The following is a 24129-nucleotide window of genomic DNA, read 5'->3' on the forward strand; positions in this document are numbered from 1 at the left end:
GTCATGCCTGCGACCCCCAATGTTCTTCTTCAATCTGCCGCCCAGGCCAAGGCGCAAGCCGCCGCTGCCAAAGTGCCGGCAATGGCCGCAGATACCGGGGACAAGGCCTCAAGCTTCGCTCAGGTATTCGCCGATCAAGGCCCGAAAAAGACCCTCGCCAGTGCTGACAATTCGTTGAAACCGGCGCGCGACAAAGTCGCTGACAACAGCGATAAAAAGGATGCCGACACGTCGTCGTCTGCCGCCGCGCAACAGACCGTTGCCGATAGCGGCAATGCCTTGCCTGCCGACAAGACGGCGTCGACGACGTCCGATGATCAGGCGGCCAGCGACGACGCAGCTGCAGATTCCGCACAGACTCCGGTGACAGACACCACCCCGGTGGATCCGGCACTGGATCCGGCGCTGGCGCAAACCGTGCAACCGCTGGTGGCCACGCCCGTAGCGCCAACCCCGGTCGCTGAAACCCCGGCGCCGACCAAAACAGAAACACCGGTCGTGGCCGCTACCGTTGCGCCAGCGGTGGTCAAAGACCCGGCGGCCCCCACCGACAGCGCTTTCGACCCGGCAGCCGATCCTCTCGACTCGCTGCCGGCGGTGCGTATGGCGATGGAGCAGGGCGGGCATATTTCTGCCGCCAGCCAGTCCCAGCCCAAAGCCGCGCCGGCCCAGACTCAGGCCGACAGTGAATTGACTTCGGCGCAGACCTTTGCCGCTGGCATGGCCACTATGCTCGATGTGCAGGCCGACAAAGACAGCACCAGTCAGAGCGGTGAGAAAGCCTTCAGCGGCCTGATCGACGATGGCCTCAAAGATCTCAAGTCTGCTACCAGCGACACCCGTGTCGATGATTTCGCCAACCGTCTGGCGGCGCTGACCCAGGCGGCCACCCCGAAAACCGCGAACGCGGTGCCGGTGAACCAGCCGATCGCCATGCACCAGAGCGGCTGGACCGAAGAAATCGTCAACCGCGTCATGTACCTGTCGAGCGCCAATCTGAAGGCCGCCGATATTCAGCTGCAACCGGCGGAACTCGGACGTCTGGACATCCGCGTGAACATGGTGCCGGACCAGCAGACCCAGGTGACGTTCATGAGCGCGCACCCAAGCGTGCGTGAAGCCCTCGACGGCCAGATGCATCGCCTGCGTGACATGTTCACCCAGCAGGGCATGGGCCAGGTCAACGTCAACGTCTCTGACCAGAGCCGTGGCTGGCAGGGTCAGCAGGGCCAGGAGCAGGCGCAGCAAGGTCAGAGTGGCCGCACCAGTGCCGCTGGCGGGCGTCTGGATTCGGCGGAAGAAGAGCTGACCCCGGCGGCGGTGGCTGAAGCCGCTGCGCAAACCACCAGCGTGATTGGCTCCAGCGCCGTCGACTATTACGCCTGATACAACGCAACACCCCTTGTGGGAGCGAGCCTGCTCGCGAATGCGTCATGACAGTCGACATCAATGTTGAATGTTAAATCGCTTTCGCGAGCAGGCTCGCTCCCACATTGGTTATGGGGTGCTACCCAATTCCGCTCTTCGACACTTCTGGCATAACACTTGCTCTTGCCTTGCCGTGCGACTGTGAAAACCCGATTAGTGACGGATTATTGGCATGGCGAAGAGCGAAGCAGCAGCTGTAAAAGACCCCGCGACCAAAGGCAAACTCAAGATGATCATCCTGATCGTGGTGGCTCTGCTGCTGGCGATCGGTGTTTCCGTGGGCGCGACCTGGTACTTCATGCACAGTGCTCAGAGCAAGCCTGCCGCAGCGGCCGAGGCCACTCCGGTCGGCAAGCAACCGGCGATCTTCGAGCCGATGGCGCCAGCGTTTGTCGCCAACTACAACCAGAACGGCCGTCAGCGCTACATGCAGGTGAGTATCACCATGCTGGCGCGTAACCAGGCCGATCTGGAGGCGCTCAAAGTGCACATGCCGGTGATCCGCAACAACCTGGTGATGCTCTTCTCCGGTCAGGATTTCGCCACATTGGCGACGCCGGTCGGGCAGGAGATGTTGCGCCAGAAGGCCACGGCCAGCGTCCAGGAAGTGGCGCAGAAAGAGCTGGGCAAAGTGGTGATCGAACAGTTGCTTTTCACTAATTTCGTACTGCAGTAGGAACACGACATGGCCGTGCAGGATCTGCTGTCCCAGGATGAAATCGATGCGCTGTTGCATGGCGTCGACGATGGTCTGGTACAGACCGATAACGCTGCCGAACCCGGCAGTGTCAAAAGCTACGACCTGACCAGTCAGGATCGCATCGTCCGTGGACGCATGCCGACCCTGGAAATGATCAACGAGCGTTTTGCCCGTTACACCCGCATCAGCATGTTCAACATGCTGCGCCGTTCGGCGGACGTTGCCGTCGGTGGCGTACAGGTGATGAAGTTCGGCGAATACGTGCACTCGCTGTACGTGCCGACCAGCCTCAACCTGGTCAAGATCAAACCGCTGCGCGGCACTGCGCTGTTCATCCTCGACGCCAAACTGGTGTTCAAGCTGGTGGACAACTTCTTCGGCGGCGACGGTCGTCACGCCAAGATCGAAGGCCGTGAATTCACCCCGACCGAGCTGCGCGTGGTGCGCATGGTGCTGGAACAGGCCTTCGTCGATTTGAAGGAAGCCTGGCAGGCAATCATGGAAGTCAATTTCGAGTACATCAACTCGGAAGTGAACCCGGCCATGGCCAACATCGTCGGCCCGAGCGAAGCGATTGTCGTATCGACATTCCACATCGAACTCGACGGCGGTGGCGGCGATCTGCACGTGACCATGCCGTACTCGATGATCGAACCGGTGCGCGAGATGCTCGACGCCGGTTTTCAGTCGGACCTCGACGATCAGGACGAGCGCTGGGTCAATGCCCTGCGTCAGGACGTGCTCGATGTCGACGTACCGATCGGTGCCACCGTGGCCCGCCGTCAGTTGAAGCTGCGCGACATCCTGCACATGCAGCCGGGGGATGTGATCCCGGTCGAGATGCCGGAAGACATGATCATGCGCGCCAACGGCGTACCGGCCTTCAAGGTCAAGATGGGCTCGCACAAAGGCAACCTCGCGTTGCAAGTGATCGAGCCGATCGAGCGTCGCTGAAGCGGCGCTCTCACCCCCACGCATTTAACTGAATTGTTGCCCGCCGAGGACAAATGATGAACGACGATATGAACGCCCAGGACGATCAGGCACTGGCTGACGAATGGGCTGCTGCCCTGGAAGAGACCGGTGACGGCCAGGCTGACATCGACGCGCTGCTGGCCGCTGACGCCGGCGCCGCCAGCTCCAACCGTCTGCCGATGGAAGAGTTCGGCAGCGTGCCGAAGAACAACGATCCGGTGACGCTGGACGGTCCGAACCTGGACGTGATCCTCGACATCCCGGTATCGATCTCGATGGAAGTGGGCAGCACCGACATCAACATTCGCAACCTGCTGCAACTCAACCAGGGTTCGGTGATCGAGCTTGATCGCCTGGCGGGTGAGCCACTGGACGTGCTGGTCAACGGCACGCTGATCGCACACGGCGAAGTGGTGGTGGTCAACGAGAAGTTCGGCATCCGCCTGACCGACGTGATCAGCCCAAGCGAACGCATCAAGAAGCTGCGCTGAGTGAAGCGCTTTCTCTGGGCGCTGCTGGCGCTGCCATTGAGTGTGCTGGCCGCCGAACCGGCCGCCACGACTGCTGCTGCGAATGCCGCGCCGGCGGTCGGCAGTGGTGTGGCCGGGCAACTGACACAACTGGTCTTCGGCTTGTTGCTGGTACTCGGGTTGATCTTCTTCCTCGCCTGGCTGTTGCGCCGGGTGCAGCAGGCCGGCCCTGCGGGCAAGGGCCAGGTGATCGAGCTGATCGGGTCCCGCGCACTTGGCCCGCGCGACCGGCTGATGCTGGTGCAGGTCGGCAACGAACAGATTCTGTTGGGGCTCAGCCCTGGCACCATCACCGCGCTGCATGTGCTCAAGGAGCCGGTGCAGGTGCCGAGCACCAGCGAGAAAGCGACCCCGGAATTTGCCCAGCATCTGCTGAAGATTCTCGGCAAGGATCAGAAGGATAAGAAGTAATGGGTGCGCTACGCATCGTCTTGACGCTGGCCCTGATGCTGGCCGCGCCGCTGGCGTTCGCCGCCGATCCGTTGTCGATCCCGGCGATCACGCTGGGCACCAACGCCGACGGCGCGCAGGAGTATTCGGTCAGCCTGCAGATCCTGCTGATCATGACCGCCCTGAGCTTCATTCCGGCGGCCGTGATCCTGATGACCAGTTTCACCCGGATCATCATCGTCTTCTCGATCCTGCGTCAGGCCCTGGGTCTGCAGCAGACGCCATCGAACCAGATCCTCACCGGCATGGCGCTGTTCCTGACCATGTTCATCATGGCCCCGGTGTTCGATCGGGTGAACAACGATGCGCTGCAGCCGTATCTGGCGGAAAAACTCACCGCGCAGCAGGCCGTGGAAAAGGCTCAGGTGCCAATCAAGGACTTCATGCTCGCGCAGACCCGCACCAGCGATCTGGAGTTGTTCATGCGCCTGTCCAAGCGCACCGACATCGCCACCCCGGATCAGGCGCCGCTGACCATTCTGGTGCCGGCATTCGTCACGTCCGAGCTTAAAACTGCGTTTCAGATCGGCTTCATGATCTTCATTCCGTTCCTGATCATCGACCTGGTCGTGGCCAGTGTGCTGATGGCGATGGGTATGATGATGCTGTCGCCGCTGATCATTTCCCTGCCGTTCAAGATCATGCTGTTCGTGCTGGTGGATGGCTGGGCGCTGATTATCGGCACCCTGGCCAGTAGCTTCGGAGGTGTTTCGCCATGACGCCGGAAGTTGCGGTCGATATCTTTCGTGAAGCGCTGTGGCTGACCACGATGATGGTCGCAATCCTCGTCGTGCCGAGCCTGCTGGTCGGCCTGCTGGTGGCGATGTTCCAGGCCGCGACGCAGATCAACGAACAGACCCTGAGCTTCCTGCCGCGTCTGCTGGTGATGCTGGTGACCCTGATCGTTGCCGGCCCATGGCTGGTGCAGACGTTCATGGAATACATCATCCAGCTCTACAAGAACATTCCGATGGTCATCGGCTGAGCCATGCAATCACTGCTTCAGCTGACCGACACCCAGATCAGTACCTGGGTGGCATCGTTCATGTTGCCGCTGTTTCGCGTCGCGTCGATGCTGATGGTGATGCCGGTGTTCGGCACCACGCTGGTGTCGCGCCGGATACGTCTGTATTTCGCCGTGGCAATCACCGTGTGTATTGCCCCGGGCCTGCCGCCGATGCCGGAGGTCAGTCCGCTTGCTCTCAGTGGCTGGTTGCTGATCGCCGAGCAGATTCTGGTCGGCGCGGTGCTCGGGTTTTCCCTGCAGCTGTTTTTCCAGGCCTTTGCCGTGGCCGGGCAGATTGTCGCGATCCAGATGGGCATGGGCTTCGCCTCGATGGTCGACCCGGCCAACGGCGTCTCGGTGGCGGTAATCGGCCAGTTCTTCACCATGCTGGTGACCTTGCTGTTCCTGTCGATGAACGGCCATCTGGTGGTCTTCGAGGTGCTTACCGAGAGCTTCACCACGCTGCCGGTGGGCGGCGGGTTGATGACGGCGCAGTACTGGGAGCTGGCCGGCAAGCTCGGCTGGGTATTGGGCGCGGCGTTGTTGCTGGTGTTGCCGGCGGTTACCGCACTGCTGGTGGTCAACATCGCGTTTGGCGTGATGACACGTGCGGCGCCGCAACTGAACATCTTCTCCATCGGTTTTCCGCTGACCCTGGTGCTTGGCCTGTTCATTGTCTGGGTCGGCCTGGCGGACATTCTCAATCAGTATCAACCGCTGGCCTCCGAGGCCCTGCAGTTGTTACGCGAACTGGCACGAGCGCGCTGAGTCATGGCTGAGAGCGAAAGCGGTCAGGACAAAACAGAAGACCCCACGGAGAAACGTAAAAAGGACTCCCGTGAGAAGGGTGAGATTGCTCGTTCCAAAGAGCTCAACACCCTGGCGGTGATGCTTGCCGGTGCCGGTGGCCTGCTGATATTTGGCGGTATGCTGGCGCAAGAACTGATGGACGTGATGCGGCTGAATTTCTCGCTGTCGCGGGAAGTGATCATGGATGAAAAGTCCATGGGCGCGTTCTTGCTGGTCTCGGGCAAGATCGCGCTGGTCGCGATCCAGCCGGTCATGATCACGCTGTTGCTGGCCGCGCTGATCGGGCCGATTTCCCTTGGTGGCTGGCTGTTCGCGGCCGGCTCCATGGCACCGAAATTCAGCCGGATGAACCCGGGTGCGGGCCTCAAGCGCATGTTCTCGATGAAGGCGGTGATCGAGCTGCTCAAGGCGCTGGCCAAGTTCATCATCACCTTGTTCGTGGCACTGATGGTGTTGTCGTCCGACATCGACGATTTCCTGCGTATCGCCCACGAGCCGCTTGAGCAGGCGATCATTCATAGCGTGACGCTGGTGGGCTGGAGTTCGCTGTGGCTGGCTTGCGGTCTGATCATCATCGCCGCGGTCGATGTGCCGGTGCAGCTCTGGGAAAGCCACAAGAAACTGCTGATGACCAAGCAGGAAGTGCGCGACGAGCACAAGGATCAGGAAGGTCGTCCGGAGGTCAAGCAGCGCATTCGTCAGACCCAGCGCGAAATGTCGCAGCGGCGGATGATGGCGGCGATTCCCGACGCCGACGTGGTCATCACCAACCCGACCCACTACGCCGTCGCGCTCAAGTACGACTCGGAGAAGGGCGGGGCGCCGGTGTTGCTGGCCAAGGGCAGCGACTTCCTCGCGCTGAAGATCCGCGAAATCGCCGTCGCCAACAATGTCATGCTCCTCGAATCGCCGGGGCTGGCGCGCTCGATCTACTACTCCACTGAACTGGATCAGGAAATCCCCGGCGGCCTGTACCTCGCGGTTGCCCAGGTCCTGGCCTATGTCTACCAGATCCGCCAGTACCGCGCCGGCAAGGGCAAACGCCCGGATCCGCTCAAGGACGACTTGCCGATCCCGCCGGATCTGCGTCGCGATTCCTGATCCTGCGGTGTGGCTGATGGCCTCTTCGCGAGCAAGCCCGCTCCCACATTCAATCTTCGGTGAATACAGAATTGGGGTATCACACAGATCCCCTGTGGGAGCGGGCTTGCTCGCGAATGCGTCATTCCAGGCGCCGACATTTTCCCGATAAATTCCAAGACTGATGCCTTCGATCTGAAAGCGGGCGTGACCTGTAACCTCTGACAGGTGTGCTTGCCTTCTTTTTGCCGTTTGATTGCGGGGTGATTTCGCGCGCCTGTAAGGGAGCAAGCCCGCTCCCACATTCGATCTTCGGTGAATACAGAGTTGGGGTATCACACAGATCCCCTGTGGGAGCGGGCTTGCTCGCGAAAGCGTCAGTCCAGGCGCTGGAATTTTCCCGATAAACCCTTCTGTTTCAATCATTGGCAAAAGTTGGAAGGCTTCTTGCAGTAGCCGCCGTGCGCCTGCTTTGGGCGTCAAAAGTTTGCTTTAAAGGAACGGGGAAAACCGGTGGATCGCTCTCAGTTAATCAACAGCGCACGCTCGAACATTGCCGACCTCAGTCGAGGCAATCTGGGCGTGCCGTTGTTGCTGCTGGTCATGCTGGCGATGATGATGCTGCCGGTGCCGCCGTTCCTGCTCGACGTGTTCTTCACCTTCAACATCGCCCTGTCGATTGTCGTCCTGCTGGTCTGCGTGTATGCGCTGCGGCCGCTGGATTTCGCGGTGTTCCCGACGATCCTGCTGGTGGCGACGCTGCTGCGGCTGGCGTTGAACGTGGCGTCGACGCGGGTGGTGATGCTCCACGGTCAGGACGGCCACGCCGCTGCCGGTAAGGTGATCCAGGCCTTCGGTGAGGTGGTGATCGGCGGTAACTACGTGGTCGGTATCGTGGTCTTCGCGATCCTGATGATCATCAACTTCGTCGTGGTGACCAAGGGTGCCGGGCGGATTTCCGAGGTGAGCGCGCGCTTCACCCTCGATGCGATGCCTGGCAAACAAATGGCCATCGACGCCGACCTCAACGCCGGCCTGATCGACCAGAACCAGGCGAAGCTGCGCCGTCAGGAAGTTGCCCAAGAGGCCGAGTTCTACGGTTCGATGGACGGTGCCAGCAAGTTCGTCCGTGGTGACGCCATCGCCGGTCTGCTGATTCTGTTCATCAACCTCATCGGCGGCATGGCCGTCGGTATCTTCCAGCACAACATGTCGTTCGCCGACGCCGGCAAGGTTTACGCCTTGCTGACCATCGGTGACGGTTTGGTGGCGCAATTGCCATCACTGTTGTTATCGACAGCGGCGGCGATCATGGTGACCCGTGCTTCCGGTTCGGAAGACATGGGCAAACAGATCAATCGGCAGATGTTCGCTTCGCCAAAAGCCTTGGCGGTGGCGGCAGGTCTGATGGCGGTCATGGGCCTGGTGCCGGGCATGCCGCATTTTTCGTTCCTGAGCATGGCGGCGCTGGCTGCCGGTGGCGCGTACCTGTTCTGGAAAAAACAGAACGTGGCCAAGGTTCAGGCGCTGCAAGAGGTTCAGCGTCAGCAGGAACTGCTGCCGTCGCCGGCCCGCGCCATGGAAACCAAGGAGCTGGGCTGGGATGACGTGACCCCGATCGACATGATCGGCCTGGAAGTCGGCTATCGCCTGATCCCGCTGGTGGATCGCAATCAGGGCGGGCAGTTGCTGGCGCGGATCAAGGGCGTGCGCAAGAAGCTCTCGCAGGATCTGGGCTTCCTGATGCCGACCGTGCACATCCGCGACAACCTCGATCTGGCGCCGAGCGCTTATCGCCTGACCCTGATGGGGGTGATCCTGGCCGAAGCCGAGATCTACCCGGACCGCGAACTGGCGATCAACCCGGGGCAGGTCTACGGCACGCTCAACGGCATTACCGCCAAAGATCCGGCTTTTGGCCTGGAGGCGGTGTGGATCGAAGTCAGTCAGCGCGCCCAGGCGCAATCGCTCGGTTACACCGTGGTCGATGCCAGTACCGTGGTCGCGACCCACTTGAACCAGATTCTGTACAAGCACTCCAGTGAACTGATCGGCCACGAAGAAGTGCAGCAACTCATGCAATTGCTGGCCAAAAGCTCGCCGAAACTGGCTGAAGAGTTGGTGCCGGGCGTGGTTTCACTGTCGCAGTTGCTCAAAGTGCTGCAGGCGCTGCTGGCCGAACACGTGCCGGTGCGCGACATCCGCAGCATCGCCGAGGCCATCGCCAACAACGCCGCCAAGAGTCAAGATACCGCCGCCTTGGTGGCCGCAGTCCGCGTCGGCGTATCCCGCGCCATCGTCCAAAGCATTGTAGGCACTGACTCCGAGCTGCCTGTGATCACCCTGGAACCAAGGTTGGAACAAATATTGCTCAATAGTCTGCAGAAGGCAGGACAAGGCTCGGAAGAGGGCGTTCTGCTGGAGCCAAGCATGGCCGAGAAGCTGCAGCGTTCGCTCATCGAAGCGGCGCAGCGCCAGGAAATGCAAGGTCAACCGGTGATCCTGTTGGTAGCAGGCCCGATACGCGCGATGCTCTCGCGTTTCGGCCGCCTCGCCGTCCCGGGGCTGCACGTGCTGGCCTACCAGGAAATTCCGGACAACAAGCAAGTGACCATCGTTGCGACAGTAGGGCCCAACGGCTGAGGTAGTGGTTTATGCAAGTTAAGCGTTTTTTCGCCGCCGATATGCGTCAGGCCATGAAGCTGGTTCGTGATGAGCTGGGCGCTGATGCCGCCATCATTGGCAACCGCCGCATTGCCGGCGGCGTCGAGCTAACGGCGGCGCTGGATTACAAATTGTCGGCGCTGGCGCCACGGGTTCCGAACATGGAACTTGAGGACGAGCTGCGCAAGACCCAGTCGCGCATCGTTACCGCCCAGGCCGAGCTGAGCCTGCGTGGCGAAGCCGACGGCAACACCAATCGCCAGTTGTTCGCCGGTCTGCCGTTGACGGCCGGTCTGCCGCTGACCGCTGCCGAGCCGTTGAGCGAACCGACTTACGCCGCCCCGGCGCGCCCGGCCCCGGCGCCTGCGCAGTCCTCCGGCGGGATTGACCCGCGTGCACTGGATTCGATGCGTTTTGAATTGAACAGCCTGCGCGAGCTGATGGAAGTGCAGCTCGGCACCCTGGCCTGGAATCAACTGCAAGGCAGCCGTCCGGCGCAAGCCAACCTGTATCGCCGTCTGCAACGTATCGGTCTGTCCGGCCCGTTGTCGCGCGACCTGCTGGCAATGATCACCGACATCGAAGAGCCTCGTCAGGCCTGGCGCATGCTGCTCGCACATCTGGCGCGGATGATTGCCGTACCGGAAGTCGAGCCGCTGGAAGAGGGTGGAGTGATTGCCATGGTCGGCCCGGCCGGCATGGGCAAGACCACCACCCTGGCCAAGCTCGCCGCGCGCTACGTGCTCAAGTACGGCGCGCAGAATGTGGCGCTGGTCAGCATGGACAGCTTCCGCATCGGCGCTCAGGAACAACTCAAGACCCTGGGCCGGATTCTCAACGTGCCGGTGACGCACGTTGATCCGGGCCAGTCGCTGGTTCAGGCGCTGGATCCACTGCTGCGCAAGCGCGTGGTGCTGATCGATACTGCCGGCCTGCAGGCCAGCGATCCGGCCCTGCGCATGCAGCTCGAAAGCCTGGCCGGTCGTGGCATCCGTTCAAAAAATTATCTGGTCCTGGCAACCACCAGCCAGAAACAGGTTCTAACCGCCGCTTATCACAGTTACAAGCGTTGCGGGCTTGCCGGGTGCATCCTGACTAAACTGGATGAGACAGCAAGCCTGGGCGAAGTGTTGAGCCTGGCAATCAGTCATGAACTGCCGGTCGCGTACCTGACCGATGGCCCACGGATTCCGGATGATCTGCATCTGCCGCGCCGCCATCAACTGGTCAGCCGCGCCGTCAGCGTGCAAATGCAGGAAGAACCCAGCGAAGAAGCCATGGCTGACATGTTCGCTGATATCTACCACAGCCCGACCAAGCAGGTTGGCTGAGGTAATGAACCGTTTTTGTACCTACATCGATGGTCTGCCATGCATTGTTCCGGTTGAGAACGCGCAGCCAGTAATGTGGCCTCCGTCTATGCAAGACAAGGTAAAGAAATAACATGGGCAGCATGCATCCCGTACAGGTGATCGCGGTGACCGGCGGCAAAGGTGGCGTCGGCAAGACTAACGTGTCAGTGAACTTGTCTCTGGCGTTGGCAGAGCTTGGCCGTCGGGTCATGCTGCTGGACGCCGACCTGGGGCTGGCGAACGTCGACGTTCTGCTGGGACTGACCCCCAAACGTACCCTGGCCGACGTGATCGAAGGTCGCTGCGAGCTGCGCGACGTGCTGTTGCAAGGTCCCGGCGGGATCCGCATCGTGCCGGCCGCCTCCGGCACCCAGAGCATGGTTCACCTGAGTCCGGCGCAACATGCCGGTCTGATTCAGGCCTTCAGCGACATCGGCGACAACCTCGATGTGCTGGTGATCGACACCGCTGCAGGCATTGGTGACTCGGTAGTCAGCTTTGTCCGCGCAGCCCAGGAAGTGTTGCTGGTGGTCTGCGACGAGCCGACTTCGATCACCGATGCCTACGCGTTGATCAAACTGCTCAATCGCGACTACGGCATGAACCGCTTCCGCGTCCTCGCCAACATGGCGCAGAGCCCGCAGGAAGGGCGCAACCTGTTCGCCAAGTTGACCAAGGTCACGGATCGCTTCCTCGATGTCGCCTTACAATACGTCGGCGCGGTGCCGTACGACGAAAGCGTGCGCAAGGCAGTGCAGAAGCAGCGAGCGGTCTATGAAGCCTTTCCGCGTTCCAAGTGCGCGCTGGCGTTCAAGGCGATCGCGCAGAAGGTCGATACCTGGCCGCTGCCTGCCAACCCGCGCGGTCACCTTGAGTTTTTCGTCGAGCGCCTCGTGCAGCAAACGGCAGGGCCTGTGTTATGACCGCCAGCGGTATGAATTACTACAAGAAGTCGGCACGTGACGCGCAGTACGAGTTGATCGAGCGTTACGCGCCACTGGTCAAGCGCATTGCCTATCACCTGCTGGCGCGCTTGCCGGCGAGTGTGCAGGTCGAAGATCTGATTCAGGCCGGGATGATCGGCCTGCTCGAAGTCTCGACCAAATATGACGCCAGCAAGGGCGCCAGTTTCGAAACGTACGCGGGCATTCGAATCCGCGGTGCGATGCTCGATGAAGTGCGCAAAGGTGATTGGGCGCCACGCTCGGTTCACCGCAACACCCGTATGGTCAGTGACGCAATTCGGGCAATTGAAGCTAAAACCGGCCGTGATGCTAAAGATCACGAGGTTGCGGCCGAACTCCAATTGAGTCTCGACGATTACTACGGGATTTTGAATGACACGCTGGGCAGCCGGCTGTTCAGTTTCGACGACCTGTTGCAGGACGGCGAACACGAAGGGCTGCACGAGGATGGCGCCAGTTCTCATCTTGAGCCGTCACGCGATCTGGAAGATGAACGCTTCCAGGCCGCGCTGGCGGACGCGATTGCCAATTTGCCGGAGCGTGAGCGACTGGTGTTGGCGCTGTACTACGACGAAGAGCTGAACCTCAAGGAGATCGGTGAAGTCCTTGGCGTCAGTGAATCGCGGGTCAGCCAGTTACACAGCCAGTGCGCGGCCCGCTTGCGGGGGCGTTTGGGGGAGTGGCGAGCGCGCTGAAGGCAGTGTGGGGACACTGCGAACGAGGCTGGTGCGGTGATGAACGGCACCGGTCTTGCTCTGTTGTGCTCCAGACAGTCATCGAGTGCTTTGCCGGATTGATTGAAATGGCGCGTCCAGGTGCTGGGCGCGTTTAAGACTGCTTGGAGGTCGAATTGGACAAGAACATGAAAATCCTCATCGTTGATGACTTCTCAACGATGCGGCGGATCATCAAGAACCTGCTGCGTGATCTGGGGTTCACCAACACCGTCGAGGCCGACGATGGCACGACTGCCATTCCGGTGCTCAACAGCGGAAGCATCGACTTTCTGGTAACGGACTGGAACATGCCGGGCATGACCGGTATCGACCTGCTGCGCCACGTGCGTGCCGATGAAAAACTCAAGCACCTGCCCGTGCTGATGGTGACTGCAGAAGCCAAGCGCGAGCAGATCATCGAGGCCGCTCAGGCCGGTGTGAACGGCTACGTGGTCAAACCTTTCACGGCTCAGGCGCTGAAAGAAAAAATCGAGAAGATTTTCGAACGCATCGGCTGATGAACGCGCGGGGGAGCTATGGAGCATAACGAATCTTCACAGGGCGATTTCGAATCGACCCTGAAAAAACACGCGGTCGAACTGGTCGAGAGCCTTGAAAAAGGCAGGTTCGGCGACGCTGTGCAACTGATCCATGAGCTCAATCAGACCCGTGACCGCGGCCTGTATCAGGAAGTGGGCAAGCTCACACGCGAACTGCACAGTGCGATCGTCAACTTCCAGATCGATCCGCACATGCCGCAGGCCGAGGAAGTGTCGCAAATCACCGACGCCACCGAACGCCTGGGCTATGTGGTCAAGCTGACCGAAGCCGCGGCCAACCGCACCATGGATCTGGTGGAAAGCGCCACCCCGGTCGTCAATGGTCTGGCTGAGGAAGCCCAGGCCCTGAGCACCGACTGGGGCCGTTTCATGCGCCGTGAGGTCGGGGCCGAAGAGTTCCGCGAGCTGGCGCGCCGGGTCGACGGTTTTCTGTCGCGCAGCAGCACGGGCAACCGTGCGGTGTCGAGCAACCTTAACGACATCCTGCTGGCTCAGGATTACCAGGACCTTACCGGTCAGGTGATCAAGCGCGTGACCCAACTGGTCACCGAAGTCGAAAGCAATTTGCTCAAACTCGTCCTCATGGCCAGTCAGGTGGACCGCTTTGCGGGCATCGAACACGACCGCGCCGCGATGCTTGCAGAAAAAGATCCACAAAAACATCTCTCGCAGGGTGAAGGTCCGCAGATTCATGCCGATAAACGAGAAGACGTTGTGTCCGGTCAGGACGATGTGGACGATTTGTTATCCAGCCTTGGATTCTAGAGTTTTGGAATTTTAGGTTTTTTGGGTTTTTAGACCTGTAGGAGCACCCCATTAATGAGCTTCGGCGCCGATGAAGAGATCCTTCAGGATTTCCTGGTTGAGGCCGGCGAGATTCTTGAGCAACTGTCCGAACAACTGGTCGAGCTGGAAAGCCGTCCGGATGACGCAGATCTGCTCAACGCAATTTTTCGCGGTTTCCACACTGTAAAAGGGGGCGCCGGCTTCCTTCAGCTCAACGAGCTGGTGGAGTGCTGTCACATCGCCGAAAACGTGTTCGACATCCTGCGCAAGGGTGAGCGTCGCGTTGATGCAGAACTGATGGACGTTGTCCTCGAAGCACTGGACGCGGTGAACAGCATGTTCAGCGAAGTCCGTGAACGTGCACCGATCACGGCGGCCACCCCGGAACTGCTGGCCGCGCTGGCACGTCTGGCCGAGCCGCAATCGGCCGACGAAGCTCCGGCTTCGCCGGTGGCCGAGATGATCGAAGAGCTGGTCGTCGAAGGCGATTCGAGCGATTCGGGCGACATCACCGATAACGAATTTGAACAGCTGCTGGATTCGCTGAACGCCGTCAAGGCTGAAGCCGAAGCCCCGGCCGCTGCTGCACCTGCGCAAACTGCCAATGAGGCAGCCAGCGATGAAATCACTGACGCTGAATTCGAGTCGTTGCTCGATCAGTTGCACGGCAAAGGCCAGTTCGCGGCGGACGCCGTTGCACCGACGGCGGCTGCTCCTGCGGCACCGGCTGCGGGCGACAGCTCCGACATCACCGACGACGAATTCGAAGCGCTGCTCGACCAGTTGCACGGCAAGGGCAACTTTGCCGTTGAAGCACTCGAGTCGGCGATCGCCTCGGCACCGGCTGCACCTGCTGCTCCGGTGGCTGCTGCGGCCGGTAGCGACTTGATCAGCGATCACGAGTTCGAATCGCTGCTCGACGAGTTGCACGGCAAAGGCAAGTTCACCGACGTCGGCGCTGCCGCTACAGGCACCGCTGCTGCCGTTTCGACGCCAGCTGCCAAGGCACCGGCTGCTCCGGCTGCTGCGCCGAAGGCTGCGCCCAAGCCTGAGCCGAAAGCCGAAGCTGCAAAACCGGCTGCCGCTGCCGCCCCGGCTCCGGCCCGCGCCGCCGCTGCACCGCCAGCGGAAAAACCGGCGAGCGAAGCCGAGACCACCGTGCGGGTCGACACCGCGCGTCTCGACGAAATCATGAACATGGTTGGCGAGCTGGTACTGGTGCGTAACCGTCTGGTGCGCCTGGGTCTCAACAGCGGCGACGAAGCCATGTCCAAGGCCGTGTCGAACCTCGATGTGGTCACAGCTGACCTGCAGACCGCGGTGATGAAGACCCGGATGCAGCCGATCAAGAAGGTCTTCGGGCGCTTCCCGCGTCTGGTTCGCGACCTCGCGCGTCAGCTCAAGAAAGAGATCAACCTGGAACTGGTGGGTGAAGAAACCGACCTCGACAAAAACCTTGTCGAGGCGCTGGCCGACCCGCTGGTCCACTTGGTGCGCAACGCTGTCGACCACGGCATCGAGTCACCGGAAGAACGTGAAGCCTCGGGCAAGGCCCGTGGCGGTCGTGTTGTTCTGGCCGCCGAGCAGGAAGGCGACCACATTCTGTTGTCGATCTCCGACGACGGCAAAGGCATGGACCCGAACGTCCTGCGTTCGATCGCGGTAAAACGCGGTGTGATGGACAAGGATGCGGCCGATCGCCTGAGCGATACCGAGTGCTACAACCTGATTTTTGCCCCGGGCTTCTCGACCAAGACCGAGATCTCCGACGTGTCCGGCCGCGGTGTCGGCATGGACGTGGTGAAGACCAAGATTTCCCAGCTCAACGGTTCGATCAACATCTACTCGACCAAGGGCCAGGGCTCGAAGATCGTCATCAAGGTGCCGCTGACGCTTGCGATCATGCCGACCCTGATGGTGATGCTCGGCAATCAGGCGTTTGCGTTCCCGTTGGTCAACGTCAACGAAATCTTCCACCTCGACCTGTCGACCACCAACGTCGTGGACGGTCAGGAAGTGGTGATCGTGCGGGACAAGGCGCTGCCATTGTTCTACCTCAAGCGCTGGCTGGTCAGCTCTGCCGCTCACGAAGAGCAGCGCGAAGGCCACGTGGTGATCCTTTCGGTGGGCACCCAGCGGATCGGCTTCGTTGTCGATCAACTGGTCGGCCAGGAAGAAGTGGTTATCAAGCCATTGGGCAAAATGCTTCAGGGCACTCCGGGAATGTCCGGCGCCACCATCACCGGTGACGGCCGCATCGCTCTGATCCTCGATGTTCCAAGCATGCTCAAGCGTTACGCCGCACGGCGTATTTGAATCCGGGGCAGCGGGGCTACAACGTCCCGCTGCGCCTAATGGAGTGTTTATGGCAGTCAAAGTCCTGGTGGTGGACGATTCGGGTTTTTTCCGCCGCCGCGTCTCGGAAATTCTTTCAGCGGATCCGAGCATCCAGGTGGTCGGTACGGCCACCAACGGTAAAGAGGCGATCGATCAGGCCTTGGCGCTCAAGCCGGACGTGATCACCATGGACTACGAGATGCCGATGATGGACGGCATCACGGCCGTGCGGCACATCATGCAGCGCTGCCCGACCCCGGTGTTGATGTTCTCCTCGCTGACGCACGAAGGTGCCCGGGTCACCCTGGATGCACTGGACGCTGGCGCGGTGGATTTCCTGCCGAAGAATTTCGAAGACATCTCGCGTAACCCCGAGAAGGTCAAGCAACTGCTGTGCGAGAAGGTCCACAGCATCTCGCGCAGCAACCGTCGTTTCAGCGCTTACAGTGCGCCGGCGCCGGCCGTTGCACCGACGCCAGCGCCAGCGCCGGCGGCATCGAGCTTCAGCAGCCACAGCAGCAGCGCGCCAACGCGTCCGGCACCGGCGCCTGCTCCAGCTGCAAGCCGCGCACCGGCTGCCAGTGCTTCGTCGCCGGCACCGAAACGCAAAGCCTACAAACTGGTTGCCGTCGGTACGTCAACTGGCGGTCCGGTTGCGCTGCAACGCGTCCTGACTCAGTTGCCGGCGAACTTCCCGGCACCGATCGTGCTGATCCAGCACATGCCGGCGGCGTTCACCAAAGCGTTCGCCGAGCGTCTGGACAAGCTGTGCCGCATCAGCGTCAAGGAAGCCGAGGATGGCGACATCCTGCGTCCGGGCCTGGCGTTGCTGGCGCCGGGTGGCAAGCAAATGATGATCGACGGCCGTGGCGCGGTGAAAATCCTCCCGGGCGACGAGCGTCTGAACTACAAGCCGTGCGTGGACATCACCTTCGGTTCCGCTGCCAAGTCCTACGGTGACAAAGTTCTGGCGGTGGTGCTGACCGGCATGGGCGCCGACGGCCGCGAAGGTGCGCGTCTGCTCAAGCAGGGCGGCAGTGCGGTGTGGGCGCAGGACGAAGCCAGTTGCGTGATTTACGGCATGCCGATGGCTATCGTCAAAGCTGATCTCGCCGACGCGGTGTATAGCCTGGACGACATCGGCAAGCACATCGTCGAGGCGTGTATCTGATGGATGTTCTAAGCCTTATCGGGATCATCATGGCGTTCGTCGCCATCATCGGCGGCAACTACCTTGAAGGTGGTCACCTCGGTGCGCTGGCCAACGGCCCGGCGGCATTGATCGTACTGGGCGGCACCATCGGTGCCGCACTGCTGCAATCGCCGATGAGCGCGTTCAAGCGCGCCATGCAGATCCTTGCCTGGATTCTGTTTCCGCCACGGGTCGATCTGGCCGGTGGCATCGATCGCGTGGTCAACTGGAGCCTCACCGCTCGCAAGGAAGGCCTGCTGGGCCTGGAAGGCGTGGCTGATGCCGAACCGGACAACTACTCGCGCAAGGGCCTGCAACTGCTGGTCGATGGCGCCGAGCCGGAGGCGATTCGCAGCATCCTCGAAGTGGATTTCTACACCCAGGAAGCCCGCGACATCGAGGCTGCCAAAGTCTTCGAAAGCATGGGTGGCTATGCGCCGACCATCGGCATCATCGGTGCGGTGATGGGCCTGATCCATGTGATGGGCAACCTCGCCGATCCCACGCAGTTGGGCAGCGGCATTGCCGTGGCGTTCGTTGCGACCATTTACGGTGTGGCCAGTGCCAACCTGGTCTTGCTGCCGGTCGCGGCCAAGCTCAAGTCAATCGCGTTGCGGCAGTCGCGTTATCGCGAAATGTTGTTGGAAGGGATCCTGTCGATCGCCGAAGGTGAAAACCCTCGCTCTATCGAGCTGAAGCTTCAGGGCTTCATGGATTGATGGGGGTAATGGACTATGGCTCGTCGCAGGCACCAGGAAGAACATGTTAATCACGAGCGCTGGCTCGTGTCCTATGCGGACTTCATCACGCTGTTGTTCGCTTTTTTCGTGGTGATGTACTCGATTTCGTCGATCAACGAAGGCAAGTACAAGGTCATTTCCGAAGCGCTGATCGGGGTCTTCACCGACTCCGATCGCTCGCTCAAGCCGATCCCGATTGGCGATGAACGACCGAAGACCGTGACCCCGGCCAAGCCGCTGGTCAAGGACAGCGAGCAGGTTGACGCCGGTATCGCCGGTGCCAGCGATCCGTTGAAAAGCATTGCCGATGACATCAGCGCCGCGTTCGGCGACCTGATCGCCTCCAACCAGATGACGGTGCGCGGCAACGAGTTGTGGGTCGAGATCGAACTCAACTCCAGCCTGTTGTTCGGCAGTGGCGACGCCATGCCAAGCGATATCGCTTTCAACATCATCGACAAGGTCGCGGCGATCCTCAAACCGTTCGACAACCCGATCCACGTCGAAGGTTTTACCGACGATCAGCCGATTCGCACCGCGCAGTACCCGACCAACTGGGAGCTGTCCTCTGCACGTTCGGCGAGCATCGTGCGCATGCTGGCGATGCAGGGTGTGAACCCTGGCCGTCTGGCGTCGGTGGGTTATGGCGAGTTCCAGCCAGTGGCCAACAACGCCACTGCCGAGGGCCGCGCGAAAAACCGTCGGGTGGTGCTGGTGGTGTCGCGAAACCTCGATGTACGCCGCAGTCTGACCGGCACCGGAACCGCCAATGCGCAACCGGACGCGGCATTGAAGCGCGCTGGCACACAAACTGCACCGACCCCGGTCAAGACGCCGGGACGCGAGAGTGCCGTCAATTCTCCGTCACCCGCATTAATACGCTGAGCTATGTCTCGGTCGAGCATCTCGGCCGGGAGGAACGAACCGAATGAGAGTCTGGGCAGTCGCCAATCAAAAGGGTGGTGTCGGTAAAACCACATCTTCCATCGCTTTAGCCGGATTGCTGGCGGAGGCGGGCAAGCGCGTGGTTGTGGTCGATCTCGACCCGCACGGCTCGATGACCAGCTATTTCGGCTACGACCCCGACAGCCTGGAACACAGCAATTACGACCTGTTTCTGCACAAGGGCAGCGTGCCACAAGGCTTGCCCGGGCAGTTGCTGCTGTCGACCAGCGACGAGCGCATTTCGCTGCTGCCGTCGAGTACCGCACTCGCGACCCTTGAGCGTCAGTCGCCGGGCCAGAGTGGCCTGGGCCTGGTGATCGCCAAGAGTCTGGCGCAACTGTGGCAGGATTTCGATTACGCGGTGATCGACAGCCCGCCGTTGCTGGGCGTGTTGATGGTCAACGCCCTGGCGGCGAGCCAGCAACTGGTGATCCCGGTGCAGACCGAGCACCTGGCCGTCAAAGGCCTGGAGCGCATGGTCAACACCCTGGCGATGATCAACCGTTCGCGCAAACAGGCGCTGCCGTTCAGCATCGTGCCGACCCTGTTCGACCGCCGCACCCAAGCGTCGCTGGGCACCTTGCGCGTGCTGCGTGACAAATTCCCCGACGAGATCTGGCAGGGTTATATCCCGGTCGATACCCGCCTGCGCGACGCCAGCCGGGCCGGTGTCACGCCTTCGCAATTCGACGGCAAGAGCCGTGGCGTGCTGGCTTACCGCGCGCTGCTCAAGCATCTGCTGGCGCAACAACTTGTTCCGGCGGTGGCGTGAGCATGAACCGCCCCGTCAAGCTCACCTCGCGTCCGCAGTTGGCGCTGCAGTCTTATCTGGATGGCCTGCTGCAGGAGATTCCTGAGGAGCTGCCGCCGGCAATCGAGGCGCAGCCTGAGGTTACCGAAAGCACCGAGGCACTGGACGAGTTCCAGGCGGCGGTACTCGAAGAGCAGGCACGTGACGCACAGAAAGCGGCCAAACCTGCCGCGCCGGTGGCTGCGCCTGCCGCCGCGCCGGTGGCCAAGGCCCCGGTCGCGTTGATCGAACAGGCTGAGCCGGTGCGCGCAGCGGTTTCGACGCTCGCACCGCTGCTGCAAACCCGGTTACTGAACACTGCACCGGAACCGGTGGTGGTCGAACCGGCACCGGTCGCACCTGCACCCGTCGAGCAGACGCTGGTGACGCCGCTGGTGGAAGTGCATCTGCCGCCAAGCAATACGCCGCCACCGGTAGAGACCGAGGGGCGTCCCGCATGGGCCTCCGAAGCCTTCGAATGCCTGCTGTTCGACGTTGCCGGGCTGACCCTGGCGGTGCCGCTGGTGTGCCTGGGCTCGATTTATTCACTGGCCGGGCATGAGCTGACGCCGCTGTTCGGGCAGCCGGAATGGTTCCTCGGGATTCTGCCGAGCCAGGCCGGCAATCTGAAAGTGCTGGATACCGCGCGTTGGGTCATGCCGGATCGCTATCGCGATGACTTCCGTCAGGGCCTGCAGTACGTGATTTCGGTACAAGGTTACGAATGGGGCCTGGCGGTGCATCAGGTCAGCCGTTCGTTGCGCCTGGACCCGAATGAAATCAAATGGAGAAGTCACCGGGGTCAGCGGCCATGGCTCGCCGGCACGGTGATTGAACACATGTGCGCATTGCTTGATGTCGCTGCACTGGCCGAGTTGATCGCCAGCGGTGGGGCTAAGCACATGTCCGGCAGTAAGCCGAATCACAAACCGACATAACAGACACCGGCATAGCCATGCCGGCGAACGAAACATACACCGCGAGCGCGGTACTTCGAGGGGCTAGGGTATGAACGACAAGGCGACGGCGGCAAAGGGTTCTGAAGATCCGATCCTGCAATGGGTAACCTTCAAGCTGGACAACGAAACCTACGGCATCAACGTGATGCGCGTTCAGGAAGTCCTGCGCTACACCGAGATCGCTCCCGTGCCGGGTGCGCCAAGCTACGTGCTGGGCATCATCAACCTGCGCGGTAACGTGGTCACCGTGATCGACACCCGTCAGCGCTTCGGCCTGAGCACCGGCGAGATCAGCGACAACACCCGTATCGTCATCATCGAAGCTGACAAGCAAGTCGTCGGCATCATGGTCGACAGCGTGGCTGAAGTGGTTTATCTGCGTCAGTCGGAAATCGAGACCGCGCCAAACGTCGGTAACGAAGAGTCGGCCAAGTTCATCCAGGGCGTGTGCAACAAGAACAACGAGTTGCTGATCCTGGTCGAGCTGGACAAGATGATGAGCGAAGAAGAATGGTCGGAACTGGAGAGCATCTGATTGATTCTCGAGGTTGCGGTCATTGTCCTGTTCCTCTTCTGGGCAGGCACGCTGGCAATGTTTCTGGCGTACATCAAGGCGCAGCGACTGATCGCTGCGCAACAGGCTCAGGGCGATGCGCTGCGTGATCAGCGCATCAAGGACCTGGCCAAGCGCGTCGACGACTACCAGAACGGCAACGTGCGCATGGGCGAAGCCCTGCACGAGCTGCGCTCGGTAGTTGCTCCGTTGCCGGACAAGATTGTTGCGCTAGAGCAGCGCGATCCATCGAGCCTGTCGTTTGCCCAGGCGGCGAAACTGGTGGGCATGGGCGCGAGCGTCGATGAGCTGACGCAGTCCTGCGGGTTGACCCAGGCTGAAGCGGAGTTGATGCGCAAGTTGCACAGAAGCTGATTTTTGCTCTAAAGCTGAAATCGCCCTTCGCGAGCAAGCCCGCTCCCACAGTTGACCGCGATCCTGTTGAAGGAATGCGGTCGAGTGTGGGAGCGGGCTTGCTCGCGAAGGGGCCTCCAGAACCTCAATAATCATCCCCGCGTTCGGTGACGTCCTTCTCGACCATCGGCGCCTGCGGATCGTGTCCCTCGGGGAATTTCCCCTTCAGATTCCATGCAAACGCGATGATCTCGGCAATCGTGCGGTACAGCTCGTCGGGGATGCTGTCGCCCTGTTCCATGCGCGCCAACAGCCGCACCAGCTCAGCGTTCTCATAGATCGGTACTTCACAGTCGCGGGCAATGCGCAGGATTTCTTCGGCCAGTTCCTCGTCGCCCTTGGCGGTGAGGGTCGGGGCGTGGTTGCCGTCGTATTTGAGGGCGATGGCCTGGCGTGGAGCGGTGCTGTCGTTCATGCGGTTTCGTCGACCCAGCGGTGTTCGAGGCGAGTTTGGCCGCCCTGCGGCGGAGTGCCGAGGTGGCAGTCGAGATCGCCGACGTTCAGCCCGCGATCGAGCAAGCGCTGGCGCAGCGCGAACAGGTTGGTTTCGATCAGGTCGGCGGTGTACGGGCGTTCCGCCCAGAGCTGACTCGACAGGCTGCCGGCGATCAACTGAGCCTGAATCTGCATCGGCCCCAATGGCTCCATATCGAAGGCCAGATCGACGCGCCACAGCTGTTGCCTGGGCTCGCGTTCGTCACGGCGTTCGTTGGGCTGCGGTTCTTTTTCCGGGGCTTCTTCGCGTTGGAACTTGACCTGCAACGGCACGATGTCCTGCAGGTTGCGCATAGGGATTTCCAGCTGCCAGGTGCTGAGCAGACGGCCGTCATCGGTGACTCCGGTCTGTTCCAGGCTCGACAGCTGATGACTTTGCAGGCGCGACACGGCCGCCGCAGCGAGACGCAGCAAATGCTCCAGATCGCCTTCGTCGTCCAGGCTTTGCAGCAAGCGGTCGGGCAGCGGAAAGCTGCTCGGCACTGGTTTGGCGCTGACCTGGCCGAGAGTGCCAAGGGCGTTGCGCACGAAACTTGGCAGCGCTTGTGCCAGGGTGTTGGCGGCGATGATCGCGTTGAAGCTGGCATTGCCCGGCGCACCCGGTGACAGCTGCGCGATCAACTTGAGCAGATCGGCTTTCATGTCCGGGGCCAGCGCCGGACTCTGTCCGGTCAGCAATTTGGCTTCGAGAAAGGCGCCGCTGTTGGCCAGGGCCATGGCCACGCCTTTGGCGGTGCTCATCTGCTGCACGTCGGGCAGGTTGGCGAGCAGGCGCACGACGGCAGCGCGCAGATCCTGCGAAGTCTGGTCGTCGTCGCTCGGCAGGTTTTGCAAGGCATTGAGCAAGCCGTCCAGCGAGCCCTGGCGACTCTGCTGGCCAAGCAGTTGCTGACTCACCGCCAATTGTTCCTGACGGCTGCTCAGCGGCACGAACTTGAGGGTTTGCGAGTCCTCGACCAGCGCCGAGAGCAGGGTGCCGATGCGCAATGGCGTCGGGCTGTCGATGTCCAGCGTGGCACCGCTCTGCGCGGTGTTGAGCAGGCTCACCAGCGAGCGGTACACCGTCGGCTGCCCCGGCACTTGCGGCAGTGTCTGCGAGGTCAGCACCTTGCCTTGCAAAAGCGTACCGACCGGCAACTGCGCGGTGTCGATGCGGGTGAGGGCGGCGACGCTGCTGGCGATGGCCTGCTGCACGGTGATCGCCAGATTGCCCGCCGACGGTTGGGTGACGGCCAGGCTGGTTCCGGCCGGCAGTGGTAGGTTACTGCTGGCTTGCACGGTGGTCTGGCGGCCGCCGTCGACGGTCACTTTGAGCAGCAGTTGAAAGGTCTGATCCGCCTGCTTGAGCGACAGCACCTCGGCCTGGGCGCTTTGCCCGGCACCGATCAAGCCTTCGACCGGGGTCAGCAGCTTGAGCAACTCACCGCTCATCACCAGCGGACGAGCGTTCGCCGGGGTGGTGGGCGGGAGCGGGAGGATGTTCATTTCGCCTGTCATACGCGGACACAACCTGAGGAAATTGCACTCTTGAGAGTAAGACACGGCATGTATAATGCCGCGCGTCTTGCGCTTCGTTCAGAAAACATAGCAATTGTTTGATCCAGCTCTCTGGTTCGCACCGTCATTGCATTTATCCTGCATCTCTTTAACGGCCGCGCCAGAGCCGACTTGAACCGTATAAG

25 protein-coding genes are annotated in these 24129 nt (G+C 61.3%); 23 read left to right on the forward strand and 2 right to left on the reverse strand.

Annotated features, from left to right (window positions below; all coding sequences use genetic code 11):
* The first annotated feature begins 3 nt into the window (after positions 1-3).
* The 23 genes from AC0J41_RS05995 to AC0J41_RS06105 all read left to right on the forward strand — a co-directional run bounded on the left by AC0J41_RS05995 (position 4) and on the right by AC0J41_RS06105 (position 21913).
* Positions 4-1386 carry a flagellar hook-length control protein FliK gene (locus tag AC0J41_RS05995; protein ID WP_473014849.1) on the forward strand — a complete coding sequence of 461 codons (1383 nt, stop codon included), beginning with the start codon at positions 4-6 and terminating at the stop codon, positions 1384-1386.
* 214 nt (positions 1387-1600) lie between these two features.
* Positions 1601-2104, forward strand: coding sequence for a flagellar basal body-associated protein FliL (gene fliL, locus AC0J41_RS06000; protein WP_007966247.1), 504 nt, complete (start codon positions 1601-1603; stop codon positions 2102-2104).
* A gap of 9 nt (positions 2105-2113) precedes the next feature.
* Positions 2114-3082 carry a flagellar motor switch protein FliM gene (fliM, locus tag AC0J41_RS06005; RefSeq protein WP_003222890.1) on the forward strand — a complete coding sequence of 323 codons (969 nt, stop codon included), beginning with the start codon at positions 2114-2116 and terminating at the stop codon, positions 3080-3082.
* Between the two features lie 56 nt (positions 3083-3138).
* Entirely contained in the window at positions 3139-3594 is a 456-nt protein-coding gene (fliN, locus tag AC0J41_RS06010) for a flagellar motor switch protein FliN (RefSeq protein WP_025111935.1), read from the forward strand.
* Positions 3595-4044: a flagellar biosynthetic protein FliO gene (gene fliO, locus AC0J41_RS06015; RefSeq protein ID WP_473014851.1), complete on the forward strand. Its 450-nt coding sequence runs from the start codon at positions 3595-3597 to the stop codon at positions 4042-4044. It begins immediately after the preceding gene.
* A complete protein-coding gene (gene fliP / locus AC0J41_RS06020; protein WP_003222895.1) occupies positions 4044-4802 on the forward strand; it encodes a flagellar type III secretion system pore protein FliP in 759 nt (252 codons plus the stop codon). The genes fliO and fliP overlap by 1 nt, the downstream gene beginning before the upstream one ends.
* On the forward strand, positions 4799-5068 hold the full coding sequence (gene fliQ / locus AC0J41_RS06025) for a flagellar biosynthesis protein FliQ (protein WP_003222897.1): 270 nt from the start codon (positions 4799-4801) through the stop codon (positions 5066-5068). Before fliP ends, fliQ begins: the two co-directional genes overlap by 4 nt.
* Positions 5069-5071: 3 nt before the next feature.
* Positions 5072-5857: a flagellar biosynthetic protein FliR gene (gene fliR / locus AC0J41_RS06030; protein WP_025111932.1), complete on the forward strand. Its 786-nt coding sequence runs from the start codon at positions 5072-5074 to the stop codon at positions 5855-5857.
* A 3-nt stretch (positions 5858-5860) separates the two neighbouring features.
* Entirely contained in the window at positions 5861-7000 is a 1140-nt protein-coding gene (gene flhB / locus AC0J41_RS06035; protein ID WP_473014852.1) for a flagellar biosynthesis protein FlhB, read from the forward strand.
* A gap of 492 nt (positions 7001-7492) precedes the next feature.
* Complete coding sequence (gene flhA / locus AC0J41_RS06040; protein ID WP_025111927.1) at positions 7493-9622, forward strand: flagellar biosynthesis protein FlhA; 2130 nt, start codon at positions 7493-7495, stop codon at positions 9620-9622.
* Positions 9623-9633: 11 nt separating this feature from the next.
* Positions 9634-10974: a flagellar biosynthesis protein FlhF gene (gene flhF / locus AC0J41_RS06045; RefSeq protein WP_025111926.1), complete on the forward strand. Its 1341-nt coding sequence runs from the start codon at positions 9634-9636 to the stop codon at positions 10972-10974.
* Between the two features lie 113 nt (positions 10975-11087).
* Positions 11088-11918: a flagellar synthesis regulator FleN gene (gene fleN / locus AC0J41_RS06050; RefSeq protein ID WP_003222917.1), complete on the forward strand. Its 831-nt coding sequence runs from the start codon at positions 11088-11090 to the stop codon at positions 11916-11918.
* A complete protein-coding gene (gene fliA / locus AC0J41_RS06055; protein WP_473014853.1) occupies positions 11915-12655 on the forward strand; it encodes an RNA polymerase sigma factor FliA in 741 nt (246 codons plus the stop codon). Before fleN ends, fliA begins: the two co-directional genes overlap by 4 nt.
* A gap of 167 nt (positions 12656-12822) precedes the next feature.
* Positions 12823-13194, forward strand: coding sequence for a chemotaxis response regulator CheY (locus tag AC0J41_RS06060; RefSeq protein WP_003183998.1), 372 nt, complete (start codon positions 12823-12825; stop codon positions 13192-13194).
* A gap of 18 nt (positions 13195-13212) precedes the next feature.
* Positions 13213-14001, forward strand: coding sequence for a protein phosphatase CheZ (locus AC0J41_RS06065; RefSeq protein ID WP_025111925.1), 789 nt, complete (start codon positions 13213-13215; stop codon positions 13999-14001).
* A 54-nt stretch (positions 14002-14055) separates the two neighbouring features.
* Entirely contained in the window at positions 14056-16338 is a 2283-nt protein-coding gene (locus AC0J41_RS06070) for a chemotaxis protein CheA (RefSeq protein ID WP_473014854.1), read from the forward strand.
* A gap of 49 nt (positions 16339-16387) precedes the next feature.
* The gene (locus AC0J41_RS06075) at positions 16388-17530 is read left to right on the forward strand and encodes a protein-glutamate methylesterase/protein-glutamine glutaminase (protein ID WP_473014856.1); all 1143 of its coding nucleotides are present in this window, start codon (positions 16388-16390) and stop codon (positions 17528-17530) included.
* Complete coding sequence (locus tag AC0J41_RS06080) at positions 17530-18270, forward strand: flagellar motor protein (protein WP_003222929.1); 741 nt, start codon at positions 17530-17532, stop codon at positions 18268-18270. The genes AC0J41_RS06075 and AC0J41_RS06080 overlap by 1 nt, the downstream gene beginning before the upstream one ends.
* 15 nt (positions 18271-18285) lie before the next feature.
* Positions 18286-19176, forward strand: a complete 891-nt coding sequence (gene motD, locus AC0J41_RS06085; protein WP_025111922.1) for a flagellar motor protein MotD — start codon at positions 18286-18288, stop codon at positions 19174-19176.
* Positions 19177-19219: 43 nt separating this feature from the next.
* Positions 19220-20008, forward strand: coding sequence for a ParA family protein (locus AC0J41_RS06090; protein ID WP_025111921.1), 789 nt, complete (start codon positions 19220-19222; stop codon positions 20006-20008).
* 2 nt (positions 20009-20010) lie between these two features.
* The gene (locus tag AC0J41_RS06095) at positions 20011-20964 is read left to right on the forward strand and encodes a CheW domain-containing protein (protein WP_473014858.1); all 954 of its coding nucleotides are present in this window, start codon (positions 20011-20013) and stop codon (positions 20962-20964) included.
* A 70-nt stretch (positions 20965-21034) separates the two neighbouring features.
* On the forward strand, positions 21035-21520 hold the full coding sequence (locus tag AC0J41_RS06100; RefSeq protein ID WP_025111919.1) for a chemotaxis protein CheW: 486 nt from the start codon (positions 21035-21037) through the stop codon (positions 21518-21520).
* Complete coding sequence (locus tag AC0J41_RS06105) at positions 21521-21913, forward strand: DUF2802 domain-containing protein (protein WP_025111918.1); 393 nt, start codon at positions 21521-21523, stop codon at positions 21911-21913. It begins immediately after the preceding gene.
* 124 nt (positions 21914-22037) lie between these two features.
* Here the strand turns inward: AC0J41_RS06105 and AC0J41_RS06110 are convergent, their stop codons facing one another.
* Together AC0J41_RS06110 and fliK are read right to left on the reverse strand one after the other, a co-directional pair.
* Entirely contained in the window at positions 22038-22367 is a 330-nt protein-coding gene (locus AC0J41_RS06110; RefSeq protein ID WP_473014859.1) for an EscU/YscU/HrcU family type III secretion system export apparatus switch protein, read from the reverse strand.
* Entirely contained in the window at positions 22364-23944 is a 1581-nt protein-coding gene (gene fliK / locus AC0J41_RS06115) for a flagellar hook-length control protein FliK (protein ID WP_473014860.1), read from the reverse strand. Before fliK ends, AC0J41_RS06110 begins: the two co-directional genes overlap by 4 nt.
* Positions 23945-24129: the final 185 nt, after the last annotated feature.

The sequence above is a fragment of the Pseudomonas sp. Arb-4-2C genome (genome assembly GCF_055755015.1).